Annotated in this window: 6 protein-coding genes; 4 read left to right on the forward strand and 2 right to left on the reverse strand. The window is 75.1% G+C overall.

Annotated elements, in window-relative coordinates; translation table 11 throughout:
• Positions 1-332 precede the first annotated feature (332 nt).
• Both V6U77_RS14080 and V6U77_RS14085 read right to left on the reverse strand, forming a co-directional pair.
• Positions 333-13,310: an SDR family NAD(P)-dependent oxidoreductase gene (locus tag V6U77_RS14080; protein ID WP_334606754.1), complete on the reverse strand. Its 12,978-nt coding sequence runs from the start codon at positions 13,308-13,310 to the stop codon at positions 333-335.
• Positions 13,311-13,626: 316 nt separating this feature from the next.
• Positions 13,627-13,773 (reverse strand): hypothetical protein, encoded by a 147-nt coding sequence (locus tag V6U77_RS14085; RefSeq protein WP_334606755.1) that lies wholly within the window; start codon positions 13,771-13,773, stop codon positions 13,627-13,629.
• A 701-nt stretch (positions 13,774-14,474) separates the two neighbouring features.
• Between V6U77_RS14085 and V6U77_RS14090 the strand changes: the two genes are divergently transcribed.
• From V6U77_RS14090 to V6U77_RS14105, 4 genes are read left to right on the forward strand one after another with little or no spacing between them, the layout of a single operon-like run.
• Positions 14,475-14,756 carry a hypothetical protein gene (locus V6U77_RS14090; RefSeq protein ID WP_334606756.1) on the forward strand — a complete coding sequence of 94 codons (282 nt, stop codon included), beginning with the start codon at positions 14,475-14,477 and terminating at the stop codon, positions 14,754-14,756.
• A gap of 35 nt (positions 14,757-14,791) precedes the next feature.
• A complete protein-coding gene (locus V6U77_RS14095) occupies positions 14,792-16,360 on the forward strand; it encodes a fatty acid--CoA ligase (protein ID WP_334606757.1) in 1,569 nt (522 codons plus the stop codon).
• A 5-nt stretch (positions 16,361-16,365) separates the two neighbouring features.
• Positions 16,366-16,527, forward strand: a complete 162-nt coding sequence (locus V6U77_RS14100) for a hypothetical protein (protein ID WP_334606758.1) — start codon at positions 16,366-16,368, stop codon at positions 16,525-16,527.
• A 39-nt stretch (positions 16,528-16,566) separates the two neighbouring features.
• Positions 16,567-21,765, forward strand: coding sequence for a type I polyketide synthase (locus V6U77_RS14105; protein WP_334606759.1), 5,199 nt, complete (start codon positions 16,567-16,569; stop codon positions 21,763-21,765).
• Positions 21,766-21,767: the final 2 nt, after the last annotated feature.

Genomic DNA, 21,767 nt, shown 5'->3' on the forward strand with positions numbered 1-21,767 from the left:
CCGGTCCGGCCCGGACGACATCCCGCACGCGCGGACGACCGGCTGAAGCACCGGTGATCGCAGGACATCTCGAACGGCCCACCCGCCCCCCGGACGCCCCGGGGCCGGGGGGCGGGGTCGGGCCCCGGGCGGGGGGCCCGTCTCCGGTCCGGACCGTTGCTAAGCGGGCCGTTGCTAAACGCCCCGTTGGCTAAGCGGGCCGTCTCCGGTCGGGGCCGTCTCCGGTCCGGGCCGTCGCCGGCCCCGGCGGGCGTCTCGTGCGTCCCGCGAGCGGACCGGCCCCCGCCCCGAACGTGCGTCGGGACGGGGGCCGGTCGTGGCTGGTCCCCGGGTCAGACGTTGTCCAGCTCGCTGTCCAGGATGTCGAACAGGTCGTCCGCCGTGACCGAGGCGAGGTCCTTGGCCTCCGCGGGGCTGGACTTGTCGCGCCACCTGGTCAGCAGCCGTTGCAGGGCCGCGGCGATGTCCGTCTCCGCCGTCTGCGCCGCGTCCACCAGCTCCAGCGTCGCCTCCACCCTGGCGATGCCGTCGACGAGGGCACGCAGGTTGAGCTGTGCCTGGTTGCCGCCCAGCTCACCGACCAGGTGCTCCACGAGGGCCGCGGGCGTGGGGTGGTCGAACGTCAGCGTCGCCGGCAGGCGCAGTCCGGTGGCCTGGTTGAGCCGGTTGCGCAGCTCCACCGCCGTCAGCGAGTCGAAGCCCATCTGCTTGAACGCCTGCTCCGCCCGGACGGTCTCCACCGAGCCGTGCGCCAGCACGGCGGCCACGTTCGTGCGTACCAGGGTCAGCAGCACCTCGCGCTGCTCGGGCCCGGCGAGGCCGGCCAGCCGGCTGGACAGCGACACCGCACTGCCGGGAGAGGAGGCGCGCCGGGACCGGGTGAAGGAGCGCAGCGGTGGCGGCGCCGACGTGCTCGTGCGCAGGGCGGCCACGTCCAACCGGATCGGGACCAGACACGGCTCGTCCGTCCGGCAGGCGGCGTCGAACAGCGCGAGCCCTTCCTCCACGGTGTGCGCCAGCACGCCGGTGCGCGCGATGCGGGCGAGGTCGGCCTCGGTCAGCCCGCCGGTCATCGCGCCGCCGCTGCGCCACAGCCCCCAGGCCAGCGACGTCGCCGCGAGGCCGGACGCCCGCCGCCGCGTGGCGAGCGCGTCAAGGAAGGCGTTCGCCGCCGCGTAGTTCGCCTGGCCCGCCGTGCCCAGCACCCCGGTCGCCGAGGAGAACAGCACGAACATCTCGACGTCGCCGGCCAGCTCGTGCAGGTTCAGCGCGGCGTCGACCTTCGCCCGCAGCACCGCGTCCACCCGCTCCGGCGTGAGCGACTCGACCGTACCGTCGTCCAGCACGCCCGCCGCGTGCACGACACCGACCAGGTCGGGCAGGGACGTCAGCAGCGCCGACAGCGCGGCCCGGTCCGCGGCGTCGCAGGCGGCCACCGTGACCCTGGCGCCCAGCGACTCCAGCTCGGCCGTCAGCTCCGCGGCGCCCGGCGCGGCCGGCCCTCGGCGGGAGGTCAGCACGAGGTGCCGCGCACCGTGCGCGGTGACCAGGTGGCGGGCCAGCGCGGCGCCCAGTGCGCCGGTGCCGCCGGTGACCAGCACGCTGCCCGCCGGGTCGAACAGGCGGCGGTCCGACTCGGCCGCGAAGGTCGCGAGGCGTGGCACGGTCGGCACCCCGTCGCGGACGGCGACCTGTGGCTCGCCGGTCGCGACGGCCGCGCCGACGAGAGCCGGATCGTCGGTGTCGACGAGGACGAAACGATCGGGGTGCTCCGTCTGCGCCGAGCGGACCAGGCCCCAGACCGCCGCCCCCGCCGGGTTCGTGCCGTCGGTGGCGCCCCGGGACACGAACACCAGCGGGGAGCGGTCGCCGGGCAGCCACTCCTGGACCGCCGCGAGCGCGTCGTGCACGGCGGCCCGTACCGCCTCGGCGTCCGTACCGGTCCCGACCTGGAACACGTCGAAGGCGCCGGCGGGGGCGGCCACGGGCGTGGGGACCGGCAGCCACTCCAACCGGTGCAGCCCGTCCGGGCCGGCGGCGGAGCGCAGCTGCTCGATCGTCACCGGGCGCGTGACCAGCGACTCGACCGTGGCCACCGGCATCCCGGCGCCGTCGGCGAGCGCCAGGGCGTACGCGTCCTGAGCGGTGGGCGTGATCCGCACCCGCAGGGCCGTCGCCCCGGTGGTCGACACCCGTACGCCGTGCCAGCTGAACGGCAGGCGCAGCGGACCGTCGGCCCCGGTGGCCAGGGAGATCGGGTGCAGGGCCGCGTCCAGCAGCGCCGGGTGCAGTCCGAAGCGGCCCGTGGGCGCGTCGACGGGGAGCGCGACCTCCGCGAGCAGCTCGTCGCCGCGCCGCCAGGCCGCCACCAGTCCCCGGAACGCGGGCCCGTAGTCGACGCCGAGGTCGGCGACGCGGTCGTACAGCTCCTCGACCGGGGCGGGGACGGCGTCGGCGGGCGGCCACTCACCGGCCCAGCCGGTCTCGGGCTCCGCGGCGGCGTCGAGCAGGCCGCTCGCGTGCTGCGTCCACGGCTCGCCGTCGGGTGCGTCCTCGCGCCGGGAGTGCACCCGCAGCGGCCGGCGCCCGGCCTCATCGGGTTCCCCGACCTCCACCTGGATCAGCACCGCGCCGTCCGCTGGCAGCACCAGCGGCGCGTGCAGGGTCAGCTCCTCGATGCGGTCGAGGTCGACGTGCTCGGCGGCGCGCCGTGCGAGTTCGACGAAGGCGGCGCCCGGAAGCAGGACCGTGCCCAGGACGGCGTGGTCGGCGAGCCAGGGCTGTTCGCGCAGGGAGAGCCGGCCGGTGAGCACGCTCCGCTGGGAGTCGGCGAGCGCCAGCACCGCGCCGAGCAGCGGGTGGTCCGCCGCCCCGAGCCCGAGTCCGCCGGCGTCGGCGGGGGAGTCGTCGGGGACCAGCCAGTACCGCTGGTGCTGGAACGGGTACGTCGGCAGCTCCACCTCGCGGGCACCCGCCCGGTACGCGTCGGCGTCGGGGCCGGCCCCGGCGGTGAAGAGCCGCCCGACGGCCGTGGTGAGGGTGTGGGTCTCGGGTTGTCCGCGGCGGGTGGTGGCGATGGCGGTGGCGTCGCCGCTGGCGGCGGCGGTGGCGAGGACGGTGTCGGGGCCGATTTCGAGGAAGGTGTCGACGTTGCAGGTGGTGGTGAGGGTGGTGACGGCGTCGTGGAAGCGGACGGTGTGGCGGACCTGGTCGACCCAGTGCTCGGGGGTGGGGGTGAGGGGTCGGCCGGTGACGGTGGAGGTGACGGGGATGCGGGGTTCGTGGTGGGTGATGGAGGCGGCGACGGCTCGGTAGTCGTCGAGCATGGGGTCCATCAGGTGGGAGTGGAAGGCGTGGGAGACGGTGAGGCGTTTGGTGCGGTGGCCCTGTGCGGCGAGTGTTTCGGCGGTGGTGAGGGTGGCGGTTTCGTCGCCGGAGATGACGAGGTCGGTGGCGGTGTTGATGGCGGCGATGCCGACGGTGTCGTTGAGGTGTGGGGTGACCTGGTCCTCGGTGGCCTGCACGGCGATCATTGCGCCGCCGGTGGGGAGGTTCTGCATGAGTCGGGCGCGGGCGGCGACGAGGGTGGCGGCGTCGGTGAGGTCGAGGATGCCGGCGATGTGGGCGGCGGTGAGTTCGCCGATGGAGTGGCCGGCGAGGTGGTCGGGGTGGATGCCCCAGGATTCGAGGAGTCGGTGGAGGGCGACTTCGAAGGCGAACAGGGCGGGTTGGGTGTAGCCGGTCTGGTGTAGCTCGTCGGTGTCGATGATCTCGCGTAGGGGTCGGTCGAGGTGTTTGTCCAACGCGGTGCAGACCTCGTCGAAGGCGGTGGCGAAGACGGGGTACGCGGCGGCGAGTTCGGCGCCCATGCCGAGTCGTTGTGCGCCCTGCCCGGTGAACAGGAACGCCAACCTGCCCGTACCGGGGGTGCCGGTGACCAGGTTGACGGCTTCCCGGCCGGCGGCCAGCGCGGCGAGACCGTCGAGGAGTTCCCGCCGGTCGGTCCCGACGACGGCGGCCCGCTGCGTGAACCGGACCCGGGCGGCCAGGGAACGCGCGACGTCGGCGTCCGGCAGCTCGGGGCGGGCCGCGAGATGATCGTGCAGGCGGCGGGCCTGCTCCCGCAGGGCCTGCTCCGAGCGGGCGGACAGCAGCCACGGCAGGGCCGGCGAGGGCGTGCCGGCGTCGGCGGCGTCCGGCTCGGCGGGGGGCTCCTCGATGATCACGTGCGCGTTCGTGCCGCTGACGCCGAACGAGGACACCCCCGCGCGGCGCGGGTGGCCGTTGCGCTGCCACTCGGCCGGCTCGGTCAGCAGCGCGACCGAGCCCGCCGACCAGTCCACCTTCGGCGACGGCTCGTCGACGTGCAGGGTGCGCGGCAGCAGCCCGTTGCGCAGGGCGAGGACCATCTTGATGACCCCGCCGACGCCGGCGGCGGCCTGGGCGTGGCCGATGTTGGACTTGAGCGAGCCGAGCCAGAGTGGCTGTTCGCGGTCCTGGCCGTAGGTGGCGAGGATCGCCTGGGCCTCGATGGGGTCGCCCAGGGCGGTGCCGGTGCCGTGCGCCTCGATGGCGTCCACCTGGTTCGCCGACAGCCCGGCGTTGGCCAGCGCCGACCGGATGACCCGCTGCTGGGAGGGCCCGTTGGGGGCGGTGAGGCCGTTGGAGGCGCCGTCCTGGTTGACGGCCGTTCCGCGTACGACGGCGAGGATCCGGTGGCCGTTGCGGCGGGCGTCCGACAGCCGCTCGACGACCAGCACGCCGACGCCCTCCGCCCAGCCGGTGCCGTCCGCGGCGGCGGCGAACGACTTGCACCGGCCGTCGCGGGCGAGACCCCGCTGCTTGGAGAACTCGACGTACAGGCTGGGCGTGGACATGACGGTCACGCCGCCGGTCAGCGCGAGGGAGCACTCGCCGGAGCGCAGCGCCTGCACGGCGAGGTGCAGGGCGACCAGCGACGACGAGCAGGCGGTGTCGACGGTGACCGCCGGCCCCTCCAGCCCGAACGTGTACGCCACCCGGCCCGAGGCGACACTGCCCGCGGTTCCGGTGCCCAGGAACCCCTCGACACCGTCGGGCACGGCGCTCGCCCCCGCGGCGTAGTCGTGCGTCATGAGGCCGGTGAACACGCCGGTGGGTGAGCCGCGCAGCGCGTCCGGCCGCAGGCCGGCGTTCTCCAGCGCCGCCGAGCAGGTCTCCAGGAACACCCGCTGCTGCGGGTCCATCGCCAGCGCCTCGCGGGGGCTGATGCCGAAGAACTCCGCGTCGAAGCCGGCCGCGTCGAGCAGGAATCCGCCCCGGTCGACGTAGCTGGTGCCGGGGGTGTCCGGGTCGGGGTCGAACAGGGTGTCCAGCTGCCAGCCCCGGTCGGTCGGGAAGCCGCTGATGCCCTCGCCGCCGTCGACGAGCAGCTGCCACAGCTCGTCCGGCGAGCTGACGCCGCCGGGGTAGCGGCAGGCCATGCCGACGATCGCGATGGGCTCGTCGGTCGGGCGGGTGGCGACCGCCGCCGCGACGGGCGCCGGCTCCTCCTCCCGGCCGCCCAGCTCGCCCCGCAGGTACTCGACGAGGGCCTCCGGGGTGGGGTAGTCGAAGGTCAGCGTCGCGGGCAGGCGCAGCCCCGTCGCGGTGTTCAGCCGGTTGCGCAACTCGACGGCCATCAGCGAGTCGAAGCCGAGCTGGCGGAACGGCTCGGCCACGGAGACGGCGTCCACGTCCGGCTGGGCGAGCACGGTCGCGACCTGCGTACGCACGATGTCGAGCAGCAGCCCGCGCTGCTCCTGTTCGCTGCGTCCGGCCAGCTCGCGGGCCAGCGCGGAGGCGCCCGGCCGGGTCGCGGCCTGCCGCCGGCGCGGCACCCTGGCCAGGCCGTGCAGCGGCGGCGCGGCGTCCGACGCGGCGCGTACCGCGGCGACGTCGATGGTGACGGGCACCAGGTGCGCCTCGTTCGAGCGGCACGCCGCGTCGAACAGCGCGTGCCCCTCCTCGACGCTGTGCGGCAGGAGACCGCCGCGCGCGATGCGGGCCAGGTCGGTCTCGCCGAGCTGGCCGGTCATGGCGCTGGCCTGCGCCCACAGGCCCCAGGACAGCGAGGTCGCCGAGCGGCCCTCGGCCCGCCGCTGTGCGGCCAGGCCGTCGAGGAACGCGTTCGCCGCCGCGTAGTTCGCCTGCCCGGCGGTGCCGATGACGCTCGCGACCGAGGAGTAGAGCACGAACAGCTCCACGTCGCCGGCCAGCTCGTGCAGGTGGAGTGCGGCGTCCATCTTGGGCCGGAGGACGGTGTCCAGGCGTTCGGGCGTGAGCGACTCCAGGATGCCGTCGTCGAGTACGCCCGCGGTGTGGACCACCCCCGCCAGCGGCCGGGGGAGGCCGGCGAGCAGCGCGGCCAGCGCCTCGCGGTCGGCGGTGTCACAGGCGACGACGTCGACCGTGGTGGCGCCGAGGGCGGTCAGCTCCTCGACCAAGGCGGCGGCGCCCGGGGCGTCCGGGCCCCGGCGGGAGGCGAGGACGAGGTGTTCCGCGCCGTGCCGGGTGACCAGGTGGCGGGCGAGCGCGACGCCGAGCGTGCCGGTGCCGCCGGTGATCAGGACGGCCCCCGTCGCGTCGAACAGCGCGCCGTCCGGGGTGGACGCGGCGTGGCGGGCGAGCCGCGGCACCGTCAACGCCCCGTCCCGGATGGCGACCTGAGGCTCCCCGGTGGCGAGCGCGGCGGCGAGGGCGCGCTCGGACTTCTCGGTGCCGTCGGTCTCGACGAGCACGAAGCGGTCCGGGTGCTCGGTCTGGGCGGAGCGGACCAGGCCCCACGCGGAGGCGCCCGCGAGGTCCCCGCCCCGGGTCACCACGGCCAGCCGGCCGGTGCCCGCCGCCGTCTCCTGGACCCTCGCCAGGGTGGCGTGCAGGGATCGCCGTACGGCGTCGGCGGTGTCGCCCGCCTCGACGCGGAACACCTCGACGTCGGGCTTGCCGGTGCCGGTCGGGGCGCTCACGGGTTCCCACTGCGTGCGGTACAGCGCGGCGGTGGGGCCGCTCGCGCCGGCCAGGCCGTCCGTCGTGACCGGCCGGACCGCGACCGCGTCGGCGCTCAGCACCGGGTTGCCGTCGTCGTCGGTGGTGCTCACCCGCAGGGTGTTCTCGCCGGCGGGGGTCAGCCGCACCCGCAGCGTCGAGGCCCCCCGGCGGTGCACCCGCACGCCGCGCCAGGAGAAGGGCAGCCAGGCCCGGCCGGCCGGGCCCCCGCCGCCGTCGAGGTGCAGCACCAGCGGGTGCATGGCGGCGTCGAGCAGCGCCGGGTGTACGCCGTAGCGCACGGCGGCCGGCTCGTCCTCGGCGCGCAGGGTGGCCCGGGCGAACAGTTCGTCGTCGCGCCGCCACACCTCCTGGACGCCCTGGAAGGCGGGGCCGTAGCAGAAGCCACGCGCCAGCAGCCAGCCGTAGAAGTCGCCGACGTCGACGCGCTCCGCGCCGGGTGGCGGCCACTCGTGGGCCACCGGAGCCGGCGCGGGCGCGTCGGCCAGCGTGCCCGAGGCGTGGCACGTCCACTCCGCGCCCGGCGTGTGCCCGGCCGGCTGGGAGTACACGCCGAACTCGCGGCGGCCCTGCTCGTCGGGTCGGCCGACCCACACCTGGATGTTGACCCGCTGCTCTTCGGTCAAGGTCAGCGGGGCCTGGAGGGTGAGTTCCTCGATCGTGCCGCTGCCGGTGTGCTCGGCGGCGTGCGCGGCCAGCTCGAGGAACGCGGTGCCGGGCAGCAGGACCGTGTCGAGGACGGCATGGTCGACCAGCCAGGGCTGCTCGCGCAGGGAGAGCCGCCCGGTGAGCACGAGCCGGTCGGTGTCGACGACGCCCAGCACCGCGCCGAGCAGCGGGTGGCGCGCCGCGGTGAGGCCGGCCGCGCCGACGTCGCTGCCGGCCGTGGGCCGCAGCCAGTACGACCGGCGCTGGAACGGGTACGTCGGCAGCGGCACCTCGCGGGCGCCGGGGAAGTAGGCGTCGGCGTCGAGGCCGGTCCCGACGGTGAAGAGGTGCCCGACGGCCCGGGCGAGGCTGTGCGTCTCGGGCTGCCCCCGGCGCATGGTGCCGATGCCGGTGGCGTCGCCGGTGGTGGTGGCGAGGACCGTGTCGGGGCCGATCTCGAGGAAGGTCCCGACGTGGTGGTCGACGGTGAGGTTCTGGACGGCGTCGTGGAAGCGTACGGCCCGGCGGACCTGGGTGACCCAGTGCTCGGGCGTGGAGCGCAGCGGCTGCCCGTCGACCGTGGAGATCAGCCCGATGCGGGGTTCGAGGTGGGTGATGGACGCGGCGACGGCGCGGTAGTCGTCGAGCATCGGGTCCATCAGGTGGGAGTGGGCGCCCAGCGGGATCGGCAGCCGCTTGGTCTTGTGGCCCCGCGCGGCGAGCTGCTCGGCGGCGGCGAGGGTCGCGGTCTCGTCGCCGGAGATGACCAGGTCGTTGGGGGTGTTGATGGCGGCGATGCCGACCTGGTCGCCGAGGTACGGCGTGACCTGCTCCTCGGTGGCCTGCACGGCGACCATCGCGCCACCCAGCGGCAGGGCCGCCATGAGGGTGGCGCGGGCGGCGACGAGCTTCGCGGCGTCGGCGAGTGACCAGACGCCGGCGACGTACGCGGCGGAGAGCTCGCCGAGGGAGTGCCCCGCCACGAAGTCGGGGCGGATGCCCCAGGACTCGACGAGCCGGTGGAGGGCGACCTCGAAGGCGAACAGGGCGGGTTGCGTGTACGCGAACCGGTGCAGGTCGTCGCTTCGGATGATCTCGCGTACCGGCCGGTCCAGGTGCCGGTCCAGCTCGGCGCAGGCCTCGTCGAAGGCGGCGGCGAAGACGGGGTACGCGGCGGCGAGTTCGGTGCCCATCCCCAGGTACTGGGCGCCCGTACCGGTGAACAGGAACGCCAGCCCGCCGGGGCGGGAGGTGCCGGTGAGCACGTCGGCGGTGCTCTGGCCGGCGGCGAGGGCGGCGAGGGAGTCGAGGAGGTCCTGCCGGGTGGCGCCGGTGACCGCGGCCCGGTGGCCGAAGGCCACCCGGGTGGTGACGAGGGACCGACCGACGTCGGCGACCGACAGCCCGGGCCGGTCGGCGAGGTGGTCGTGCAGCCGGCGGGCCTGCTCCCGTACCGCCTGCTCGGAGCGCGCCGACAACAGCCACGGCAGTGCCGGCGGCGGTGCGGCCGGGGCGTCGGCGGCCGGGGCGTCGGCGGCGGGCGGCTCCTCGATGATCACGTGCGCGTTCGTCCCGCTCATCCCGAACGACGAGACGGCGGCCCGGCGCGGACGGTCGCCGGCGGGCCACGCGACCGGCTCGGTCAGCAGCGACACCGTCCCGGCCGACCAGTCCACCTTGCGGCTCGGCTCCGAGACGTGCAGGGTGCGCGGCAGCAGCCCGTTGCGCAGGGCGAGGACCATCTTGATCACGCCGCCGACGCCGGCGGCGGCCTGCGTGTGGCCGATGTTGGACTTGAGCGAGCCGAGCCAGAGTGGCTGTTCGCGGTCCTGGCCGTAGGTGGCGAGGATCGCCTGGGCCTCGATGGGGTCGCCCAGGGCGGTGCCGGTGCCGTGCGCCTCGATGGCGTCCACCTGGTTCGCCGACAGCCCGGCGTTGGCCAGCGCCGACCGGATGACCCGCTGCTGGGAGGGCCCGTTGGGGGCGGTGAGGCCGTTGGAGGCGCCGTCCTGGTTGACGGCCGTTCCGCGTACGACGGCGAGGATCCGGTGGCCGTTGCGGCGGGCGTCCGACAGCCGCTCGACGACCAGCACGCCCACGCCCTCGCCCCAGCCCGTGCCGTCGGCGTCGTCGGAGAACGCCTTGCACCGCCCGTCGGGGGAGAGGCCGTTCTGCCGGGAGAACTCGGTGAAGGTCTCCGTGCCGGACATCACGGTCACCCCGCCCGCCAGGGCCATCGCGCACTCGCCGGAACGCAGCGCGCGTACGGCCAGGTGCAGGGCCACCAGCGACGCCGAGCAGGCGGTGTCGACGGTCATCGCCTGGCCCTCGAGGCCCAGGGCGTACGCGACCCGGCCGGACGCCACGCTGCTCGCGGTGCCGGTGATGAGGAAGCCGTCGACCCCGTCCTCCTCGCTGTGCCCGAGCCGGCCGTAGTTCTGCACGTGCAGGCCCGTGAAGACGGCGGTGTCGCTGCCACGCAGCGAGGCCGGCGGGATGCCGGCGTGCTCCAGCGCCTCCCACGCGGTCTCCATCAGCACCCGCTGCTGCGGGTCCATCGCCAGCGCCTCGCGGGGGCTGATGCCGAAGAACTCCGCGTCGAACTCGTCCGCGTCGTGCAGGAAGCCGCCGGCGGTCGCGTTGCACGTGCCCGGACCGTCGCCCGCGAACAACGCCGCGAGGTCCCAGCCACGGTTGGTGGGGAACTCGCCGATGACGTCCGTCCCGTCCTCGACCACCCGCCACAGGTCGTCCGGGGAGGTGATGCCGCCCGGGTAGCGGCAGGCCATGCCGACGATCGCGATCGGCTCGCTCTCGTCGTACGCCGCCACGGCGCTCGGCGCCGCCTCGACCGTGCCCAGCCCCAGGGCGTCGAGCAGGTGGCTGGCGAGGATGTCCGGGGTCGGGTAGTCGAAGACCAGGCTCGCCGGCAGGTTCAGCCCGGTCTCGGCGCAGAGCCGGTTGCGCAGCTGCACGGCGACGAGCGAGTCGTAGCCGAGCTGGCGGAACGGCGTGTCGCCCTCGATCGTCGCTGGCGCCTGGTCCCGCAGGACCTCGCCGGTCGCGGTCCGCACGACGTCGCGCAGCAGGCCGAGCCGGTCGTCCGCCGGGGTCGCCAGCAGCCGCTCGGCCAGGGCGCTGGGGGCGCCGTCGGCGCCGGCCCCGGCGGCCAGCACGGGGCGCGCGGCAACCACGCAGGGCTCGCCCGCGGCCAGCGCGGCGTCGAGGAGGGCGCTACGTCGTGCCGCGGGGGGCCGGGCGAACCCTGGCGCGCTCCACGCCACGGAGACGCCGGGCAGGCCGAGCGCGTGCCGGTGCCGCACCAGCGCGTCGGCGGCGACGGTGGCGGCGACGTCGCCGCCGTCGGTGAGCAGCACGAGGCCGGTCGCGGCGCGCCCGAGCGCCGCCGTGTGCAGCGCGAGCGTCTCCTCGACCGTGAGGTCCACCGCCGCGAGGGTGGTGACCGGCCGGTCGCCGAGCACGGCCGCCAGCGTCTCCGGGTCGAACGGCACGCCCGGGTGCACGCAGACCTCGGCGCCGAACGCCGCCAGCTCCGCCGGGGCGCCCGCCGGCACGTCGTCCGGCCCCACCAGGACCAGTTCGCGTACGTCGTGGGCCGCCACGAGGTGGCGGGCGAGCGCCGCGTCGTACGCGCGGGCGACGAGCACGACGCTGCCCGAAAGGGGCGCGCCGCCGGGCCGGGCGGGGACGGCCGCGTACCGGGGCACGAGCAGTTCGCCCCCGCGTACGGCCAGCACGTCCTCGCCGCAGGCCACGGCCGCGCGCAGCTCCTCGACGCCGACCCGGTCGGCGTCGAGGAGCACGAGCCGGCCGGGACGGCGGAGCTGGTGGGCCCGCGCGAGCGCCCAGGCGGCGGCCTGCCCGGGGGCCGCGGCGTCGTCGCCGTGCAGGGCGCCCCGGGTCAGTACGACCAGACGCGAGTCCGTCGGGTGGTCCCCGTCGAGCACCCGCGCCAGCAGCTCGGACAGCGCGGTGAGGTCGGCGTAGCTGTCGACGGTGAGGTCGTCGTCGGTGAGGCCGGCGGTCAGCTCGGGCGGGCCCACGACCGCCCGGGCGGGCCGATCCTCGTGCGGCTCGGAGCCGGACTCCGGTGCCGGCTCCCAGCCCAGCGCGTGCAGCCGGTCGGGCGGCGACGCGGCCACGCCGATCAGGCGGGCGGGCAACTCGGGGAGCCGGTAACGGGCGGGGCTGCCGAGGACGGTGCGCGGGATCTCCCGCACCAGGTACGTCTCGACCGGCACGGCCGCCGCGGGAAGCTCCGCGCGGCACTGCGCCAACAGGCCGGCGGCGTCCACGTCGGACCCGACGACGAACGCGACCGGACCGTCGGGCCCGGCGAGGGCTGCCCCGTCGACCACCCCGCCCACGCCGCGCAGCACCGCGTCGATCCGGTCCAGCCGTACCCGCTCGCCGCCGACCTCGACCGCGTCGGCCAGCCGGCCGGTGATCGCGAGGTGCCCCGAGTCGTCGCGGCGGGCCAGGTCGCCCGTGCGGTACCAGCCGCCGCTCATCGCCTCGGCCGTGCGGGCGGCGAGTTCGTGGTAGCCGCCGGCCATCACGTTCGGGCCGCTGACCCAGACCTCGCCCTCCTGGCCGGGGCCCAGGTCGGCACCCGAGCGGGGGTCGACCACGCGGACGCTGAGGCCCGGCAGGGGCAGGCAGCGCCGTTCCGCGTCGCCGCCCGGCCAGCTCACCGCGATCAGGCCGGACGTCTCGGTGGTCACGTAGCCGGCGAGCAGCGGCGCGGCGAACGCGGCCTCGAAGGGCCGGCGCAGCGTCGCGTCCACGGGGCCGACGGCCAGACCGAGCCGTACGCCCACCGGGTCCGGGCCCGGCGCGTCCAGCAGGGCGCGGTGCGTCGCCGCGGTGCCCACCAGCACGGTGCCGCCCAGCGCGGCGAGCGCGGCCCGCAGCTCGTCCGGGGGCAGGTCGTCCGCGAGCCGGACCGAGGCCCCCGTCGCGGTGGCGGCGAGGAGCTGGCCGAACCAGGCGTGCACGGGCAGCATCCACAACACCCGGTCGTCCTCGTCGTGACCGAGCCCGGCCACGTACGCCGCCGCGGCGGCGGGCCACAGCAGGTTGCGTTGCGTGGCGAGCACGCCCTTGCGGGGGCCGGTCGTTCCCGCCGTGTAGGTGAGCATCGCCAGGTCGTCGAGGCCGGCGTCGTCCTGGGGCGGCGACGCCGGTTCGGTCGTCGCCAGCTCCTCGAACGGGTGCCCGTCGCCGTCGTGCCCGCCCTCGACGACGAGGATCGACACGGACACCCGTGCCGCGTTGACCGCGTCGGTGACGACCGCGTCGGCGCCGGCGTCCTCGATCAGCCGGGCCAGCTCGGCGTCGTCCAGGGCCGGGTCGAGCGGCACGGCGATCCCGCCGGCCCGCACGACGGCGAGGACGGCCTCCACCGCGGCGACGCCGTCGAGCAGGACGACGACGCGGTCCGCCGGCCACACGCCGAGGTCGGCGAGGTGGCCGGCGAGTCTTGCCGTCCGGGCCGCCAGGTCCGCGTGGGTCACGCTCCGCCGCGAATCGGCGTACGCGACCCGGTTGCCGGACCGGTCGGCGTTGGTCCGGAGCAGTTCGGGCAGGGGCCGGAGCAGATCGGTACGCGGCATGGTTCAACAACCTCTTGTCGGATAGCAGTGGTGATGCGGGCCGTGGGTGGGGATGCGCTCAGACCGTGACCGGAAGGGACACCAGGGCGGGCACCAGCGGCGTCGCCTGACCTTCAGCGACTCCCGGGGTGCGGTGGGATCGATGTTCGGAAAGCGGGTGGACAGCTTCCGGAGGCGAGGCGGCGCAGGCCGTGGGGCACGGCGCCGGTCGCCGGACCCTCCGGGAAGCGCCGGCTGGTGAGGTCGCCGTCGGAGTGCTCGCGGGGACGCGTCCGGCGCCTGTCGCGCAGCGCCGAGTGGACCTCCGCGTGGCCGGTCACCAGCTGACCTGGCCGTGGTCGTCGGGGCAGGTCCGGTGGACGGTGTCCTGCCCGTGCGGTGTCGCGCACGCCGCGTACGAGCTCGCGAGGTGGTCGTCGTCCATCAGCTTCCGATGCCCGTGCACCGGCCACTTGTTCGCCATGTCGTCCTCGCTTGTGATCGCTCGGAAGGAATCGCTGTCGACATTCGGTGCGCCGGGCGGGAGGGACCGCCCGCGCGCCCATAGTGCTCCCAGCTCGTCCACGCTCGGGTAACTGCCGGGACGACGGCCGTTGGTGCGGTGACGCCCCGCCCCGACCCACGGGTACGGGGACCCGAGTGTTCGAGGATGCGTTGTCGGTGGCTGTGGCCGGATTCGTAGCTGAGGCCTTCGCGGGTGCGTCTTTGTGGACGCGGAGGGCGTCGACCTGGCGGCCGCCGCGGCAGAGGGCGGGCACGAATTGGTGGCAGAGGCGTTCGCGTGGTGATTTGGCGGTGTCGGCAGCGGGCGGGTCGGCGTCGGATATGAGCTATTCACGATCGCGCTTGTGCTGAACCGGCACCGGGACGACGAGTGCGGACCTCCCATGTCGGTCAATGCGATCGAGGTTCCCGACGCCTTATTCCCCGACGGTGGACGAGATGGCGGACACCGGCCCGAGGTGGACGTGCTCGCCGTCCGGCAGGACCGTTGCGGGAGCCGGGCCTCACCTCGGCCCACGGGATCCCGGACCGGCTGGTGGCGGCGCTGCTGCCCCTGCTGAACCCGGCGGTCAGTCGCTGGCAGTTCTTTCCCTGTTACCGGGTGATGGACACGCGCCGATTACGTTCAATTCCGCACTCGTGCGCAAGGGAGGAATAGCGATGACAACATCGCTGGTCGGGAACAGCGCGCCGATTGGCCGGGCGGCATTTGCCGACGACCCGGCACCGCTGGCGGGCGCCCCGCGTCCGTACGCCGTCGCGAAGACCCGGTACCTCAAGTCCGCCACGGCCCAGGGGCTGGCGAGCGCGGAGCGCGAGTTCGTCCAGATCATCGACATGCCCCGGCGCTTCTGGGACGACAACGGCGGCATCGCCGAGGACGAGGTGCGGACGGCACCGGTCGACCCGCCCGGCAGGCGCCTCCAGGCCGACGCGGCGTGAGCCGCCCCCACCCGTACGCCCACTGAGGAGGACCGGTGACCGTTCAGTTGCGCACGCTCGTCGACGTCGCGCGCCGGCACGCCGCCCAGCAGCCGGACGCCGTCGCGATCATCTGCGAGGGCCGGCGCGTCGACTACGCCACCCTGCACCGCGTCAGCAACCAGGTCGCGCGCGGTCTGCAGGCGGCGGGGCTGCGCCCCGGTGACCGCATCGCCTACCTGGGCCGGGAGTCCGAGCACTTCTACGACCTGTTCTTCGGGGCGGCGAAGGCCGGCGTGGTCTTCGTACCGATCAACTGGCGGCTGGCCGCCGGCGAGGTCGAGCACATCCTGCGCGACTCCGGCGCCGCCCTGCTCTTCGTCGACGCCGACTCGGCCGCCGTCGCCGAGAAGCTGGCGCCGGAACTGCCGATGCTGCGCCAGATGGTGCCGCTGGACTCCGACGGTGTGCCCCGCGCCGGCTTCGCGGCCTGGGTGTCGGCGCAGCCGGACGCGAACGTGCTGGCCAAGGTCACGCCCGACACGCCGCTGGCGCAGATGTACACCAGCGGGACGACGGGCCTGCCGAAGGGCGTCGTCCTCGCGCACCGCAGCTTCTTCGCGGTACGCGACGGGCTCGCCTCGGAGAACCTGGACTGGCTCGACCTGCGCGAGAGCGACGTCAGCCTCCTCTGCAACGGCGGCTTCCACATCGGCGGCCTGTCGTGGGCGGCGATGGGTTTCGCCGCGGGCGCCACGAACGTGGTGATGCGCGAGTTCACCACGGCCGGTGCGGTGGAGCTGATCAGGACGCTGCGGGTGACCACCATCCTCGCGGTGCCCTCGATGCTGCGACTGCTGCTCGCGGAGCCCGGCGTCACCAAGGCGGACTTCGCCTCGCTGCGCAAGATCGTCTACGGTAGCGCGCCCATCTCGACGGCACTGCTGGCCCGCTGCATCGAGGGCTTCGGCTGCGAGTTCGCCCAGATCTACGGCCTGACCGAGACCGGCAACTCCGCGGTCTGTCTGCCCCCGGCCGACCACACCCCGGACAGCGGCAAGATGCAGTCGGCGGGGCTGCCGTACCCGGGCTTCGAGGTCAAGATCGTGGACGACAAGGGCGATCCGCTGCCGCCCGGCGAGGTCGGCGAGGTCTGGCTGCGTTCGCCGGGCGTGATGGTGGAGTACTGGAACCTGCCGGAGGCGACGGCGAGGACGCTCGTCGACGGGTGGGTCGTCACCGGTGACGCGGGCCTGCTCGACGAGGACGGTTACCTGTTCATCCGGGACCGGATCAAGGACATGATCATCGTGGCGGGGGAGAACGTCTACCCCGTCGAGGTCGAGAACGTCATCAGCCGGCACCCGCTGGTCGCCGAGTCGGCCGTCGTGGGGGTGCCGGACGAGCGCTGGGGCGAGGCCGTCTACGCGTTCGTGGTGCCGGTGGAGGGCCGGCAGCTCACCGAGCGCGACCTCGCGCTGCACCTGCGCGGCCAGCTCGCCGGCTTCAAGCAGCCGCTGCACTACGAGTTCATCGACCGGGTGCCCCGCAACCCCAGCGGCAAGATCCTGCGCCGCGAGCTGCGTGAGCGGTTCTGGCAGGGCCACGACCGCCGGGTGAGCTGATCGCGATGACCGCGGTGATCAGCGAGCCGGGCAGCCGGGCGCACGACCCCGGCGTGTCCGACGAGGTCGTCCGCCCCGAGGACGACCGGGGCCGCCCGGTCTCCGTCTCCGCCGACGCCGCCGGCCCGGTCCGCCGGCGCGGCACGCACGGGAACATCCCGCTCTAGCACCCCGCCCCCCACCGGTTCGCCCCTGGAGTGACGTCGATGCCCGACAACGAGGAAAAGCTGCTCGACTACCTCAAGCGGACGACAGCGGAGCTGCGCGAGACGCGGCGGAAGCTGCGCGACGCGGAGGAGGCGGCGCACGAGCCCATCGCGATCGTCGGCATGGCGTGCCGGTTCCCCGGCGGCGTGCGTACGCCGGAGGAGCTGTGGGACCTGGTGGCCGCCGGAGGGGAGGGCATCGGCGGCTTCCCCACCGACCGGGGCTGGGACGTGGCGGAACTGTACGACCCGACGCCGGGCCGGCCGGGCAGGTCGTACACCCGGGAGGGCGGCTTCCTGTACGACGCGGCGGAGTTCGACGCGGAGTTCTTCGAGATCAGCCCGCGTGAGGCGCTGACCATGGACCCGCAGCAGCGGCTGCTGCTGGAGACGTCGTGGGAGGCGCTGGAGCGGGCGGGCCTCGATCCGGCGTCCCTGCGCGGCAGCGACACCGGCGTGTTCGCCGGGATGATGTACCACGACTACGCCGGCAACAGCTCCACCGGCGCGATCGCCTCGGGCCGGGTCGCGTACGCCCTGGGCCTGGAGGGCCCGGCGGTCACGCTCGACACGGCGTGCTCGTCGTCGCTGGTCGCCCTGCACCTGGCCGGGCAGGCGCTGCGCAACGGCGAGTGCTCGCTGGCCCTGGCCGGCGGCGTGACGGTCATGGCGACCCCCGAGACGTTCGTGGAGTTCTCCCGGCAGCGGGGCCTGTCGCCGGACGGCCGGTGCAAGTCGTTCGCCGCCGCCGCCGACGGCACCGGCTGGTCCGAGGGCGTCGGCGTGCTGGTGGTGGAGCGGCTGTCGGACGCGCTGCGTCACGGCCGCCGGGTGCTGGCGGTGGTGCGGGGCACGGCGGTCAACTCCGACGGCGCGTCGAACGGGCTGACCGCGCCGAACGGCCCGTCGCAGCAGCGGGTGATCCGGGCCGCACTGGCCAACGCGCGGCTGTCGGCCAGCCAGGTCGACGTGGTCGAGGCGCACGGCACGGGCACGAAGCTGGGCGACCCGATCGAGGCCCAGGCGCTCCTGGCCACCTACGGGCAGGGCCGGGAGCGGCCGTTGTGGCTGGGCTCGATCAAGTCGAACATCGGCCACACCCAGGCCGCGGCCGGCGTCGCGGGGGTGATCAAGATGGTGGGCGCGATGCGCAACGGGCTGCTGCCGCGCACGCTGCACGTGGACGAGCCGTCGCCGCAGGTGAACTGGTCGGCGGGGGCGGTGTCCCTGCTCACCGAGCCGGTGGCGTGGCCCGCCGGCGAACGGCCGCGTCGGGCCGCCGTGTCGTCGTTCGGCATCAGCGGCACCAACGCGCACGTGGTGATCGAGGAGCCCGAACCGGACGGCTCGCCCGAGCCGGCGTACGCCGACCGGCCGCCGGCGATCCCGTGGGTCCTCTCCGGACGCACGCCGGAAGCCGTACGGGATCAGGCCGCGCGTCTGGCCGACGCGGTGGCCGGCCGGGACCCCGACGACGTCGGGTTCACGCTGGCGGTCGGCTTCACGCTCGCGGTCGGGCGGACCGCGTTCGAGCACCGTGCCGCCGTGGTGGGCCGCGACACCGAAGAGCTGGTACGCGCCCTGCGGGCGGGCGTGCAGCCGACCGTGGCGGCCCCCGGCAGGTTGGCGTTCCTGTTCACCGGGCAGGGCGCACAACGACTCGGCATGGGCGCCGAACTCGCCGCCGCGTACCCCGTCTTCGCCGCCGCCTTCGACGAGGTCTGCACCGCGTTGGACAAACACCTCGACCGACCCCTACGCGAGGTCATCGACACCGACGAGCTACACCAGACCGGCTACACCCAACCCGCCCTGTTCGCCTTCGAAGTCGCCCTCCACCGACTCCTCGAATCCTGGGGCATCCACCCCGACCACCTCGCCGGCCACTCCATCGGCGAACTCACCGCCGCCCACATCGCCGGCATCCTCGACCTCACCGACGCCGCCACCCTCGTCGCCGCCCGCGCCCGACTCATGCAGAACCTCCCCACCGGCGGCGCCATGATCGCCGTGCAGGCCACCGAGGACCAGGTCACCCCACACCTCAGCGACACCGTCGGCATCGCCGCCGTCAACACCGCCACCGACCTCGTCCTCTCCGGCGACGAAACCGCCACCCTCACCACCGCCGAAACACTCGCCGCACAGGGCCACCGCACGAAACGCCTCACCGTCTCCCACGCCTTCCACTCCCACCTGATGGACCCCATGCTCGACGACTACCGCGCCGTCGCCGCCTCCATCACCCACCACCAACCCCGCATCCCCGTCACCTCCACCGTCACCGGCCGACCCCTCACCCCCACCCCCGAGCACTGGGTCAACCAGGTCCGCCACACCGTCCGCTTCCACGACGCCGTCACCACCCTCACCACCACCTGCAACGTCGACACCTTCCTCGAAATCGGCCCCGACACCGTCCTCGCCACCGCCGCCGCCAGCGGCGACGCCACCACCATCGCCACCACCCGCCGCGGACAACCCGAGACCCACACCCTCACCACGGCCGTCGCCGCCCTGCACACCGCGGGTCACGCCGTCGACTGGCCCACCTGGTTCGGCGGGGCCCGCACCACCGACCTGCCCACCTACCCCTTCCAGCGGCAGCGGTACTGGACGGAGAACGCGGCCGCGACGGGGGCGGCCAGCCGGCTCGGCCTCGCCGACACCGAACACCCCCTGCTCGGGGCGGCCGTCGCGCTGCCCGACCTCGACGGCGTCGTCTACACCGGCCGGCTGTCGACCGGCACCCACCCGTGGCTCGCCGAGCACGTCGTCGCCGGCGCCGTGCTCGTCCCCGGCGCGGCGCTCGTCGAGCTGGCGATCCACGCCGCGGACGCGGTCGGCTGCCCGGTGGTGGAGGAGCTGACCACGGTCGCCCCGCTGGTCCTGCCGAGCGACGGCGCGGTGCAACTGCGGCTGCGCGTCGGCGAGCCGGACGACCAGGGCCGCCGTACCGTGGAGATCCACTCGCGCGGCGAGCGCACCGAGACCTGGACGGCGCACGCCACCGGACTCGTCACCGCCGACCCGGTCGCCGCGCCGCCCGCCGTGGCCGAGTGGCCACCCGTCGAGGCCACGCCGGTCGACCTGACCGGCGGCTACGACCGGCTCGCCGACTCGGGCTACGAGTACGGGCGGACGTTCCGTGGCGTCACGGCGGTGTGGGTACGCGGCGACGAACTGTTCGCCGAGGTCACCCTCCCCGAGGCGGACGAGCGCTTCGCGCTGCACCCCGCCCTGCTGGACGCCGCGCTGCACGCCCCGCTGCTGGCCGACCCGGCCGGCACGGGGAACACCGTGCTCCCGTTCTCGTGGCAGCAGGTGGTGCTGCACGCCACGAACGCCACCGCACTGCGGATCCGCATCGCTCCCGTCGACTCCGGCTGGGCGATCACCGCGACCGACGGTACGGGCGCGCCCGTGGTGTCGGTGGGCCGGCTGGAGACCCGGCCGGTCGGCGCGCTCGACACCCGACCGACCCAGCACGACTCGCTGTACGAGCTGACCTGGGCCCCGGTGCCGGCCACGGAGGGACGGGACGGGGAGGTGCGGATGCTCGACACGACGGCCTTCCCGCCCGGCCCCGACCCGGCGGACACCCCGGCCGTGGTCCGCGCCGTCCTGCACCGCGTGCTCGACGAGCTGGGGTCGTGGCTGGCCGAACCCGCCGGCGCCCGGATCGTCGTACGGACCCGGGGCGCGGTGGCGCTGCCCGGCGAGGACGTCACCGACCTCGCGGGCGCGGCCGTGTGGGGGTTCGTCCGCTCGGTGCAGGCCGAGCACCCCGACCGCGTCGTGCTGGTCGACGGCGACGTGCTGCTGGCCGACGACGAGCCCCAGCTCGTGGTCCGCGACGGCGTCGCGCACGCCGCCCGGCTGGCCCGGGCGAGCACCGCCGACCCGGTCGACACGGACTTCGGCTGCGGGACGGTGCTGGTCTCCGGCGCCTCCGGCGCCCTGGGCGCGGTGGTGGCGCGGCACCTGGTGGCGGCGCACGACGTGCGCGACCTGCTGCTGGTGTCCCGCCGTGGCGCGACCGCGCCGGGCGCCGAGGACCTGGCGGCGGAGCTGACCGCGTCGGGCGCGTCGGTGCGGTGGGCGGCCTGCGACGTGGCGGACCGGGACGCGGTGGCGGCGCTGGTCGCCGGCCGTGACCTGTCGGCGGTCGTGCACGTCGCCGGCGTGCTGGACGACGCACTGCTGGCGTCGCTGTCGGCGCAACGCGTGGACCGGGTGCTGGCGCCGAAGGTGGACGCCGCCTGGCACCTGCACGAGGCGACGGCCGGGATGGGGCTGTCGGCGTTCGTGGTGTTCTCGTCGGCGGCGGGCGTCTTCGGCAACGCGGGCCAGGCGGCGTACTCCGCGGCGAACGCCTTCCTGGACGCGTTGGTCGTGCGCCGTCGTACGGCCGGCCTGACCGGGCAGTCCCTGGCGTGGGGCATGTGGGACGGGGGCATGGCGGGCGAGCTGACCGGCGCCGAACGGCAGCGGCTGGCCCAGGCGGGCGTACGCGCCCTGCCGGTCGACGAGGCCCTGCGTCTCCTCGACGCCGCGCTCACCTGCGCGGCCCCGCTCTGCGTACCCATCGGGCTCGACCTCGGTGTGGTCGACGGTCCGCTCTACCGCGGCCTGGTCCGCGCCCGGACCCGGCGGGCGGCGGCCGCCGGCGACGGCATCGCCGCGCGGCTGGCCGGCCTGTCCGCACCGGAGTGCGCCGACCTGCTGCTGGACCTGGTCCGCACGAACGTGGCGACGGTGCTCGGGCACCGCGACCCCGACGCCGTCGACCCCGGCCGTGCCTTCACCGAGCTGGGCTTCGACTCGCTCGCCGCGCTGGAGCTGCGCAACCAGCTCAACGCCGCGACCGGCCTGCGGCTGCCCGCCACCCTGACCTTCGACCGCCCGAACACCCGCGCGGTCGCCGACCTGCTGTGCGAGCGGCTCGTCCCGGACACCGGCGCCGCCGGCGGCGGGCTGCCGGAGGACGAGATCCGCCGCATCCTGCTCGCCATTCCCCTCGGCCGGCTGCGCGACGCCGGCCTGATGGACAGCCTGCTCGAACTGGGCGGCGTGCGGGTCGTCGCCGACGAGCCCGTCGACGCACCCGGCGGGTCCATCGACGACATGGACGCCGACGCACTGATCAGCATGGCGCTCGCCGACCTCGGCGAAGCGACGACGGAAGCGGGGAGCTGACC

It is taken from the genome of Micromonospora sp. CPCC 205546 (assembly GCF_036902715.1).
GTDB lineage: Bacteria > Actinomycetota > Actinomycetes > Mycobacteriales > Micromonosporaceae > Micromonospora.